Below are 11214 nucleotides of genomic sequence, written 5' to 3'. Positions count from 1 at the left end.
CCACCGAAGCGCTCGGCACCGATCTTGGTCAGTGCGGCGGTCAGCGTGGTCTTGCCGTGATCGACGTGACCGATGGTGCCGACGTTGACGTGCGGCTTGGTGCGCTCGAACTTACCCTTTGCCATTGTTGTAACCCTTGAATGTCAGAAAGAAAGAGGTTGAGACCTGAGCTTACGCTCAGGCCTTCTTGATCACGGATTCGGCGATGTTGTTCGGCGCCGGCTCGTAGTGGTCGAATTCCATCGTGAACGTCGCGCGACCCTGGGTCTGCGAACGCAGCGAGGTGGCGTAACCGAACATTTCACCCAGCGGGATCATCGCGTTGATGATGCTGGCCGAACCGTCACCGGTGGTGCTCGAACCCTGCAGCACGCCACGACGGCGGCTGACGTCGCCCATCACGTCACCCTGGTAATCCTCCGGGGTCACGATCTCGACCTTCATGATCGGCTCCAGCAGGACCGGCTTGGCCTTCTGGAAGCCCTGCTTGAAGGCCATCGAGGACGCGAGCTTGAACGCCATTTCCGAGGAGTCGACGTCATGGTACGAGCCGAACACCAGCTTCACCTTGACGTCCACGACCGGGAAGCCCGCCAGCGGACCGCTGGTGATGGTTTCGCGCAGGCCCTTTTCGATCGACGGAATGAATTCCTTCGGAATCACGCCACCGGTGATGTCGTTGATGAACAGGAAGTCGTCCTTGATCGCCGGAGCAATCTTCGGATCGGCACGGTCTTCAGCGGTGATCGGCGACAGCTCGATCACGACGTGACCGTACTGACCCTTACCACCGGACTGCTTGGCGTGCTTGTAGTCCGACTTCACGTCCGCCATCTGGATGGTTTCGCGGTACGCAACCTGCGGCTTGCCGACGTTGGCCTCCACGTTGAACTCGCGCTTCATGCGGTCAACGATGATGTCCAGGTGCAGCTCGCCCATGCCCGAGATGATGGTCTGGCCGGATTCTTCGTCGGTCTTGACGCGGAACGACGGATCTTCCTGAGCCAGACGGCCCAGCGCCAGACCCATCTTTTCCTGGTCGGACTTGGTCTTCGGTTCGACGGCCATCGAGATGACCGGCTCCGGGAACACCATGCGCTCCAGGATGATCGGGTGGTCCTGCGAGCACAGGGTGTCACCGGTGGTCGTGTCCTTCAGGCCCACGGCCGCGGCGATGTCACCGGCCAGCACTTCCTTGATTTCTTCACGATCGTTGGAGTGCATCTGCAGGATGCGGCCGATGCGCTCCTTCTTGCCCTTCACCGAGTTCAGCAGCTGGTCGCCGGCGTTCAGCGTGCCCGAGTAGACACGGAAGAAGGTCAGCGCGCCCACGAACGGGTCGGTGATGATCTTGAACGCCAGGGCCGAGAACGGGGCCTTGTCGTCGGACTTGCGGCTCAGCGCGATGGTTTCATCGTCGACGTCGGTACCGGTCACGTCCGGCACGTCGATCGGCGACGGCAGCAGCTGCACCACGCCGTCCAGCATGGCCTGCACGCCCTTGTTCTTGAACGCCGAGCCGCAGTACATCGGCACGATGTCGGTGGCCAGGGTGCGCACGCGCAGGGCTTCGACGATTTCGGCCTCGGTCAGCTCTTCGCCGCCCAGGTACTTTTCCATCAGCTCTTCGCTGGCTTCAGCCGCAGCTTCGATCATGTAGGTGCGGGCCTCTTCGGCCTCCGCCTGCATGTCGGCCGGGATGTCCAGGTACTCGAACTTCATGCCCTGCGAGGCTTCATCCCAATGGATGGCCTTCATCTTGATCAGGTCGACCACGCCCTTGAAGCCTTCTTCAGCGCCGATCGGCAGCTGCATCGGCACGGCGGTGGCGCCCAGCTTGGCCTTCAACTGGCCAACGACCTTGGTGAAGTTCGCGCCGGTGCGGTCCATCTTGTTGACGAACGCAATGCGCGGCACCTTGTACCGGTTGGCCTGGCGCCACACGGTTTCCGACTGCGGCTGCACGCCACCGACGGCGCACAGCACGAAGACGGCACCGTCGAGCACGCGCAGCGAACGCTCGACTTCGATGGTGAAGTCGACGTGCCCGGGGGTGTCGATGATGTTGAAGCGATGCTCCGGCAGGGACTTGTCCATGCCCTTCCAGAACGCGGTGGTCGCAGCGGACTGGATCGTGATGCCACGCTCCTGCTCCTGCTCCATCCAGTCCATGGTGGCTGCGCCGTCGTGCACTTCACCGATCTTGTGGCTCTTGCCGGTGTAGAACAGGATGCGCTCGGACGTGGTGGTCTTGCCGGCATCGATGTGAGCCATGATGCCGAAGTTGCGGTAACGCTCGATGGGAGTGTTGCGGGCCACGGGAGCCTCTCAATTTCTTGGAATTCGGATGGCCGAACGCCGCCTTTCGGCGGCCTTCGGATTGGCGCGGCACCCCAGGTGCCGCGAAGCGGCACTAGTACGTAGTGCCGCTCTGCCTGTTTTGCAAGGCCGTCAAACTCACCAGCGGTAGTGGGCGAATGCCTTGTTGGCTTCGGCCATGCGGTGGGTTTCTTCGCGCTTCTTGATGGCGCCGCCACGGTTTTCCGAGGCGTCCAGCAGTTCGGCAGCCAGCTTCTTCGGCATGGTGTTTTCACCACGCTTACGGGCCGAGTCGATCAGCCAACGCATGGCCAGGGCCATCTTGCGCGAAGAACGCACTTCGACGGGCACCTGGTAGGTGGCACCACCGACGCGGCGGGACTTGACTTCGACCGACGGAGCCACGTTGTCCAGAGCCTTCTGCACCAGCTCGACGGAGTTCGGGTTCTTTTCGCCGATCACGTCCATGGCACCGTAGACGATCTTTTCAGCGACCGACTTCTTGCCGCTCAGCATCACCATGTTGATGAAGCGTGCGATGGTTTCACTTCCGTGCTTCGGATCCGGCAGGACAGAGCGCTGCGGCGTATTACCTTTACGAGACATGTGTACTTTCCCTTAGCTCTTCGGACGCTTGGCGCCGTACTTGGAACGGCCCTGGCGACGCTTGGCAACGCCGGAGGCGTCCAGCGAGCCACGCACGGTGTGGTAACGCACACCCGGCAGATCCTTGACGCGACCGCCACGGATCAGGACCACGGAGTGCTCCTGCAGGTTGTGGCCTTCGCCGCCGATGTAGCTAATCACTTCTTCCTGGTTGGTCAGGCGAACCTTGGCAACCTTGCGAAGCGCCGAGTTCGGCTTCTTCGGAGTGGTGGTGTACACGCGCGTGCAGACGCCACGGCGCTGGGGGCACTTATCGAGGGCCGGGGAGGCACTCTTATAAGTGGTTGCCTGCCGCGGCTTGCGGACAAGCTGATTGATCGTCGCCATCAGTATGTTCTTCTGAGAGAGGCCAGTGAAAAAACCGGCCATGAATGCGGATATGTGCGAGCAGGCAAGAAACCGGCCTGCTGAGACAGACGATTGTAGCAACCTGGCGAAAACGCAGTCAAATGCGCACGCGCCAAGCCAGCCCTGATCCCGGGCCGTTACAGGGGAGCCTTCTCCATGCCCCCCGTTCAGGTTGTCAACCCGGTCCTTTGACAGACCGGGCCGGCATCCTACCTCATCGGCAGCCATCCGACCAGTGGCCGGCGGCGTCCGAGCGGTCTGGCCCGGCCAATGGCCAGGCCCTACCCTTCGGTCCGGCCAGGGCCGGACCTGTCGATCAGTCTTCCGCCTGCTCGGTGTCGGTCGATTCGACCGCCACTTCCGGGGCGGCCACGACGACCGGTGCGGCCGCGACCGGAGTGCCGGCCAGCGTCTGCATTTCCGAATCGGTCAGCCCGCTCGCGTTGCGGCGGCGGTTGGCGTGGTACGACAGACCGGTACCGGCCGGGATCAGGCGGCCGACGATGACGTTTTCCTTCAGGCCGCGCAGGTTGTCCTTGGTGCCGCGGACGGCCGCCTCGGTCAACACGCGGGTGGTTTCCTGGAAGGAGGCCGCCGAGATGAACGATTCGGTGGCCAGCGACGCCTTGGTGATACCCAGCAGGACCGGATCGAAACGGGCGATCAGCTCGTTGCGGGTGGTCAGGCGTGCATTTTCCTCGATGACGCGCTGGCGCTCGGCCTGCTCGCCATTCAGGAACTTGCTGCTGCCCTGGTCGGTGATTTCGACCTTGCGCAGCATCTGGCGGGTGATCACTTCAATGTGCTTGTCGTTGATCTTCACGCCCTGCAGGCGGTACACGTCCTGGATTTCCTTGACCAGGTAGGCGGCCAGCGGCTCGACACCCAGCAGACGCAGGATGTCCTGCGGGCTCGGCTCGCCGTCCACGATGGTTTCGCCCTTGGTCACGTGTTCGCCTTCGAACACGATCACCTGACGGTACTTCGGGATCAGCTCTTCGTGTTCCGAACCATCGGTGTCCTTGATGATCAGGCGCTGCTTGCCCTTGGTGTCCTTGCCGAAGCTGATGATGCCCGAGCGCTCGGCCAGGATCGCCGGATCCTTCGGCTTGCGTGCTTCGAACAAGTCGGCCACGCGCGGCAGACCACCGGTGATGTCACGGGTCTTGGACGCTTCCTGCGGGATCTTGGCGACCACGTCACCCACGCCGACGGCGGCGCCGTCCTGCAGGTTGACGATGGAGCGCGGCGGCAGCAGGTACTGGGCCGGCAGATCGGTGTTCGGGATGGTCAGGTCATTGCCCTTGGCATCCACGATACGCACGATCGGACGGAGGTCCTTGGCCTGCGAGCCACGACGCTTCGGGTCGGTGATTTCACGCGACGCCAGGCCGGTCAGTTCGTCGGTCTTCTCGATGACGGTGACGCCGTCGATGAAGTCGATGAAGCGGATGAAACCGGCCACTTCGGACACGATCGGGTGGTTATGCGGATCCCAGTTCGCGACGGTCTGGCCAGCCTTGACCGAGTCGGCGTCCTTGGAGGTGATGGTGGCACCGTAGGGCAGCTTGTAGCGCTCACGCTCACGGCCGTGGGCGTCGAGCACCGAGATTTCACCCGAGCGCGAGACCGCCACCAGCGAACCGCTGGCATGCGCCACCGACTTGAGGTTGTTGAACTTGACCGAACCGGTGGTCTTGACGGTGATGTTGTCCACCGCAGCCGCACGCGATGCCGCACCACCGATGTGGAACGTACGCATGGTCAGCTGGGTACCCGGCTCACCGATCGACTGGGCGGCGATGACGCCGACCGCTTCGCCGATGTTGACGATGTGGCCACGGGCCAGATCGCGGCCGTAGCAATGGGCGCACACGCCGAAGGCCGAGGCGCAGGAGATGGTCGAACGGACCTTCACCGACTGCACGCTGGCATCTTCAAGCTTGGCCACCCACGCTTCGTCCAGCAGCGTGTTGCGGGTCACGATCGGATCTTCGTCGTTGCCCGGCAGGAACACGTCCTCGGCCACGACACGACCCAGCACGCGGTCCTTCAACGGCTCCACGACGTCGCCGCCTTCCACGATCGGGGTCATGGTCAGGCCTTCGGTGGTACCGCAATCCACTTCGGTGATGACCACGTCCTGCGCCACGTCCACCAGACGACGGGTCAGGTAACCCGAGTTGGCGGTCTTCAGCGCGGTATCGGCCAGACCCTTACGGGCACCGTGGGTGGAGTTGAAGTATTCCTGTACGTTCAGGCCTTCACGGAAGTTCGCCTTGATGGGCGTTTCGATGATCGAGCCATCCGGACGCGCCATCAGGCCACGCATACCGGCCAGCTGGCGGATCTGTGCCTGGGAACCACGCGCACCGGAGTCGGCCATGATGTACAGGGAGTTCATCGACTTCTGGTCGATGGTCTCGCCCTTGGCATTGATGACCTTCTCGGTACCGATGGTGTCCATCATCGCCTTGGCGATGCGCTCATTGGTGCGCGACCAGATGTCGACCACCTTGTTGTAGCGCTCGCCGGCGGTGACCAGACCCGACTGGTACTGCTCCTGGATTTCCAGCACTTCGGCTTCGGCCTCGGTGAGGATGCCCTTCTTCTCGTCCGGGATCAGCATGTCGTCGATACCGATCGACACGCCGGCGCGGGTTGCGTAGGCAAAGCCGGTGTACATCAGCTTGTCGGCGAACACGACCGTGTCCTTCAAGCCCAGCTGGCGGTAGCTGGAGTTGATCAGGCGGCTGATGTTCTTCTTGGTCAGCTCGGTGTTGGCCAGCGCGAACGGCAGGCCTTCCGGCAGGATTTCAGCCAGCAGGGCGCGACCGATCGTGGTGTCCACGATCGAGGTCTTGTTCTGCTTGTTGCCGTCTTCGTCGGTCACCACTTCGGTGATGCGGACCTTGACGCGCGCGTGCAGTTCCACCACGCGGTTGTCGTAGGCGCGCTTGACTTCGGCGATGTTGGCGAAGGCCATGCCCTCGCCCTTCTTGTTTTCCAGCGAGCGGGTCATGTAGTACAGACCCAGCACGACGTCCTGCGACGGCACGATGATCGGCTCGCCGTTGGCCGGCGACAGGATGTTGTTGGTGGACATCATCAGCGCACGCGCTTCCAGCTGGGCTTCCAGCGAGAGCGGCACGTGGACGGCCATCTGGTCACCGTCGAAGTCGGCGTTGAACGCGGTGCAGACCAGCGGGTGCAGCTGGATGGCCTTGCCTTCGATCAGCACCGGCTCGAACGCCTGGATGCCCAGACGGTGCAGGGTCGGCGCACGGTTCAGCATCACCGGATGTTCGCGGATGACCTCTTCCAGGATGTCCCAGACTTCGGCTTCTTCGCGCTCGACCAGCTTCTTGGCGGCCTTGATGGTGGTGGCCAGGCCACGACGCTGCAGCTTGGCGAAGACGAACGGCTTGAACAGCTCAAGCGCCATCTTCTTCGGCAGGCCGCACTGGTGCAGGCGCAGGTACGGACCGACCACGATGACCGAACGGCCCGAGTAGTCGACGCGCTTGCCCAGCAGGTTCTGACGGAAGCGACCCTGCTTGCCCTTGATCATGTCGGCCAGCGACTTCAACGGGCGCTTGTTGGTGCCGGTGATGGCACGGCCGCGACGGCCGTTGTCCAGCAGCGCATCGACCGATTCCTGCAGCATGCGCTTTTCATTGCGCACGATGATGTCCGGCGCGTTCAGCTCGAGCAGGCGGCGCAGGCGGTTGTTGCGGTTGATGACGCGGCGGTACAGGTCGTTCAGGTCGGAGGTCGCGAAGCGGCCACCGTCCAGCGGCACCAGCGGACGCAGGTCCGGCGGCAGCACCGGCAGCACGGTCATGACCATCCACTCCGGACGGTTGCCCGACTCGAGGAAGGCTTCGACCAGCTTGATGCGCTTGGTGAGGCGCTTGAGCTTGGTTTCCGAACCGGTGCTGGAGATTTCCTCGCGCAGGCGGGTCATTTCCGACTGCAGGTCGATGGTGCGCAGCAGCTCGTACACGGCCTCGGCGCCCATGGCGGCGTCGAAGTCGTCGCCGTGCTCCTGGCGGGCCTGCAGGTACTGTTCTTCGGTCAGCAGCTGGCGGCGCTCCAGGGCGGTCAGGCCCGGCTCGGTCACCACGTAGGCTTCGAAGTACAGCACGCGCTCGATGTCACGCAGGGTCATGTCCAGCATCAGGCCGATGCGCGACGGCAGCGACTTGAGGAACCAGATGTGCGCGACCGGCGAGGCCAGGTCGATGTGGCCCATGCGCTCGCGGCGCACCTTGGCCAAGGTGACTTCGGTGCCGCACTTTTCGCAGACCACGCCGCGGTGCTTCATGCGCTTGTACTTGCCGCACAGGCACTCGTAGTCCTTGACCGGCCCGAAGATGGCGGCGCAGAACAGGCCGTCACGCTCCGGCTTGAAGGTACGGTAGTTGATGGTTTCCGGCTTCTTCACTTCGCCGAAGGACCACGAACGGATCAGGTCCGGCGAGGCCAGCGCGATCTTGATCGCGTCGAAGTCCAGCGTCTGGCGCTGCTGGTTGAAGAGGTTCAGCAAGTCTTTCATGGTGTTTCTCCGAAAGGAGGAAATCTTGTCGATGGGCTGTCAGCGAACGAACGGGTGGCGCGGCTGCCGGGGCAGCCGCGCCTGCGCCATCAGTTGTCTTCCAGTTCCATGTTGATGGCCAGCGAGCGGATTTCCTTCACGAGAACGTTGAAGGATTCCGGCATGCCCGCGACCATCTCGTGCTCACCGTCGACGATGTTCTTGTACATCTGGTTACGGCCCTGCACGTCATCGGACTTCACCGTCAGCATTTCCTGCAGGGTGTAGGCCGCGCCGTAGGCTTCCAGCGCCCAGACTTCCATTTCACCGAAGCGCTGGCCACCGAACTGCGCCTTGCCGCCCAGCGGCTGCTGGGTAACGAGCGAGTACGGGCCGGTCGAACGGGCGTGCATCTTGTCGTCGACCAGGTGGTTCAGCTTCAGGTAGTGCATGTAGCCCACGGTGGTGTGGCGATCGAATGCCTCACCGGTGCGGCCGTCATACAGCTGGGTCTGGCCGCTCAGCGGCAGGTCGGCCAGGGCAAGCATGTGCTTGATCTCGGCTTCGGTGGCACCGTCGAACACCGGGGTAGCCATCGGCACGCCGTCGGTCAGGTTGGCGGCCAGGCGCAGCAGCTCCTCGTCGCTGAACTGGGTCAGGTCGACGTGGTTGGCGTGCTGGGTCTTGTCGTGGTTGTAGACGTCGTCCAGGAACTTGCGCAGGTCGTTGATCGCGGCCTGGGCTTCCAGCATGCCCTGGATCTTGCGACCCAGGCCCTTGGCGGCCCAGCCCAGATGCACTTCCAGAATCTGGCCGATGTTCATACGCGACGGCACGCCCAGCGGGTTCAGCACGATGTCCACGGTTTCGCCCGAGGCCATGTACGGCATGTCCTCGACCGGCACCACGTTGGAGACCACACCCTTGTTGCCGTGGCGGCCGGCCATCTTGTCACCCGGCTGGATGCGACGCTTCACGGCCAGGAACACCTTGACCATCTTCAGCACGCCCGGGGCGAGGTCGTCACCGGCGGTGATCTTGCCGCGCTTGTCGGCGAAGCGACGCTCGAATTCCTTCTCGTGCGCCTGGATCTGCTTCTGGGCGCGTTCGATGGCTTCGGAAGCGTCGTCGTCCTTCATGCGCAGCACGAACCAGTCAGCCTTCTTCAGGCCGTCCAGGTACGCGTCGGTGACGGTGTCGCCCTTCTTCAGGTTGGCACCACCGTTGACCACCTTGCCGACGATCTGCGAACGCAGGCGGGCGTAGATGGCACCTTCCAGGATGCGGAACTGGTCGTCGAAGTCCTTCTTGACGCGCTTGATTTCAGACTCTTCGATCTGACGGGCGCGCTTGTCCTTCTCGATGCCGTCGCGGGTGAAGACCTGCACGTCGATGACGGTGCCGTCCATGCCCGGCGGCACGCGCAGCGAGCTGTCCTTCACGTCCGAGGCCTTCTCGCCGAAGATCGCGCGGAGCAGCTTCTCTTCCGGGGTCAGCTGGCTTTCGCCCTTCGGGGTGACCTTGCCGACCATGATGTCGCCGGCACGCACTTCGGCGCCGATGTACACCACGCCCGACTCGTCCAGACGGTTCAGCGCCTGCTCGGACACGTTCGGGATGTCGGCGGAAATTTCCTCCGGCCCCAGCTTGGTGTCACGCGCAACGCAGGTCAGTTCTTCGATGTGGATCGTGGTGTAACGATCTTCTTCCACCACGCGCTCGGAGAGCAGGATGGAGTCTTCGAAGTTGTAGCCGTTCCACGGCATGAAGGCGATCAGCATGTTCTGGCCCAGGGCCAGTTCGCCGATGTCGGTGGACGGACCGTCAGCCAGCACGTCGCCACGCGCCACCACGTTGCCCACTTCCACCAGCGGACGCTGGTTGATGCAGGTGTTCTGGTTGGAGCGGGTGTACTTGATCAGGTTGTAGATATCCACGCCGGCGTCGGTCGCGTCGGTGATCTCCACTTCGTTGACCTTGACCACGATGCGGCCGGCGTCGATCTGCACGATCTCGCCACCACGACGGGCATTGACGGTCACACCCGAGTCACGGGCCACGGCGCGTTCGATACCGGTACCCACCAGCGGCTTCTGCGCACGCAGGGTCGGCACGGCCTGGCGCTGCATGTTGGCGCCCATCAGTGCACGGTTTGCGTCATCGTGCTCCAGGAACGGAACCAGCGCGGCAGCGATCGACACGGTCTGCATCGGCGAGACGTCCATGAAGTGGACTTCCGCCGGCGGCTTCAGCAGCGACTCACCCTGGAAACGGCACGGCACGAACTGCTCGGTGAGCATGCTCTTGGCATCGGTCAGGGCGTTGGCCTGGGCGATGACGTACTCGTTTTCTTCGATGGCCGACAGGAACTCGATCTCGTCGGAGACCTTGCCGTCAGCAACCTTGCGGTACGGGGTTTCCAGGAAGCCGTACTGGTTGGTGCGGGCGTACACGGCCAGCGAGTTGATCAGGCCGATGTTCGGGCCTTCCGGCGTTTCGATGGTGCACACGCGGCCGTAATGGGTCGGATGGACGTCGCGCACTTCGAAGCCGGCGCGTTCGCGGGTCAGACCGCCCGGGCCCAGGGCCGAGACGCGACGCTTGTGCGTCACTTCCGACAGCGGGTTGTTCTGATCCATGAACTGGGACAGCTGCGAGGAGCCGAAGAACTCCTTGATGGCAGCGGCGACCGGCTTGGCGTTGATCAGCTCCTGCGGGGTCAGGCCTTCGGATTCGGCCATCGACAGGCGTTCCTTGACCGCGCGCTCGACGCGGACCAGGCCCACGCGGAACACGTTCTCGGCCATTTCACCGACCGAACGCACGCGACGGTTGCCCAGGTGATCGATGTCATCGACCACGCCGCGACCATTGCGGATCTCGGTCAGGACCTTGATCACTTCCAGGATGTCGGAGGTGTCGGCGTGCTCGGCGACCAGGCGCTTGGACTCTTCGTCGTTGCGCTCACCGAAGTACTTGCGGTCGTACAGCACGGCTTCGCCGGTGACAGCCTTGCGGCCGACACGGCGGTTGAACTTCATGCGGCCGACCGTGGACAGGTCGTAGCGCTCGAAGGTGAAGAACAGGTTGTGGAACAGGTTCTGCGCGGCATCCTTGGTCGGCGGCTCGCCCGGACGCATCATGCGGTAGATTTCGACCAGGGCTTCCAGCTGGGTCTTGGTCGGATCGATGCGCAGGGTGTTGGACAGGTACGGGCCACGATCCAGGTCGTTCACCCACAGGGTGCCCACGGCGTCGACGCCGGCCTTGCGGAAGGCCTGCAGCTGTTCGTCGGTGATTTCGTCGTTGGCCTGGGCCAGCAGTTCACCGGTGTTGGCGTCCAC

6 protein-coding genes are annotated in these 11214 nt (G+C 63.3%); all 6 read right to left on the bottom strand.

What is annotated here, in order from left to right; all coding sequences use genetic code 11:
* On the bottom strand, positions 1–125 hold a 125-nt coding region (locus DBR34_RS02610), incomplete at its 3' end, for a GTP-binding protein (RefSeq protein WP_049472805.1).
* A gap of 52 nt (positions 126–177) precedes the next feature.
* On the bottom strand, positions 178–2319 hold the full coding sequence (fusA, locus tag DBR34_RS02605; protein ID WP_128095575.1) for an elongation factor G: 2142 nt from the start codon (positions 2317–2319) through the stop codon (positions 178–180).
* Between the two features lie 138 nt (positions 2320–2457).
* Complete coding sequence (gene rpsG / locus DBR34_RS02600) at positions 2458–2925, bottom strand: 30S ribosomal protein S7 (RefSeq protein WP_017356009.1); 468 nt, start codon at positions 2923–2925, stop codon at positions 2458–2460.
* A 12-nt stretch (positions 2926–2937) separates the two neighbouring features.
* Positions 2938–3312, bottom strand: a complete 375-nt coding sequence (gene rpsL / locus DBR34_RS02595) for a 30S ribosomal protein S12 (protein WP_017356008.1) — start codon at positions 3310–3312, stop codon at positions 2938–2940.
* Between the two features lie 337 nt (positions 3313–3649).
* Entirely contained in the window at positions 3650–7891 is a 4242-nt protein-coding gene (gene rpoC, locus DBR34_RS02590) for a DNA-directed RNA polymerase subunit beta' (RefSeq protein WP_128095574.1), read from the bottom strand.
* Between the two features lie 89 nt (positions 7892–7980).
* A partial coding sequence (gene rpoB / locus DBR34_RS02585) for a DNA-directed RNA polymerase subunit beta (protein ID WP_128095573.1) occupies positions 7981–11214 on the bottom strand: 3234 nt, incomplete at its 5' end.

The organism is Stenotrophomonas sp. HMWF003, from assembly GCF_003061285.1.
Classification (GTDB): Bacteria; Pseudomonadota; Gammaproteobacteria; order Xanthomonadales; family Xanthomonadaceae; genus Stenotrophomonas; species Stenotrophomonas maltophilia_AP.
Note: the sequence above shows the minus strand (reverse complement) of the source record. Positions and strands in the feature narration are given on the sequence as shown.

Bases quoted from the DNA above. Each gene is read 5' to 3' on its own strand.
- rpsG (WP_017356009.1), bottom strand. From the start codon at position 2,925: ATGTCTCGTAAAGGTAATACGCCGCAGCGCTCTGTCCTGCCGGATCCG.
- rpsL (WP_017356008.1), bottom strand. From the start codon at position 3,312: ATGGCGACGATCAATCAGCTTGTCCGCAAGCCGCGGCAGGCAACCACT.
- rpoC (WP_128095574.1), bottom strand. From the start codon at position 7,891: ATGAAAGACTTGCTGAACCTCTTCAACCAGCAGCGCCAGACGCTGGAC.